The organism is Bacillus sp. 17RED48, from assembly GCF_019837545.1.
Classification (GTDB): domain Bacteria; phylum Bacillota; class Bacilli; order Bacillales; family Bacillaceae_G; genus Bacillus_A; species Bacillus_A wiedmannii.
In genome coordinates this window covers 1-225 of the sequence record NZ_JADAXG010000067.1, presented here as the reverse complement: position 1 = coordinate 225, position 225 = coordinate 1, and the positions used below count along the sequence as shown (strand labels likewise).

At 36.4% G+C, this 225-nt stretch carries 1 protein-coding gene; it reads right to left on the bottom strand.

Going from position 1 to position 225, the window contains the following annotated elements; genetic code table 11:
- Positions 1–225, bottom strand: a 225-nt coding sequence (locus tag ILT06_RS32335; RefSeq protein WP_222656005.1) for an S-layer homology domain-containing protein, incomplete at both ends; no start/stop codon positions are given.

The following is a 225-nucleotide window of genomic DNA, read 5'->3' as shown; positions in this document are numbered from 1 at the left end:
CTATTTGGTTGCCAGCCGTTATCAGTACCAGCGGAAATTTTTAAGTCAATTAAAATATTGGCATACTTTTCTCCCCAGTGTCCTTTTAAATCTTCAAATTTACTTTGGCCATTATGATGTGTTGTACTTTGTAGTTTATAAGCATTTACTAGCATGGTAGCCATAGCAGCACGTGTAACTTTTCCGGATGGATTGAAGATTCCATTCCCTTCACCTTTAACAATA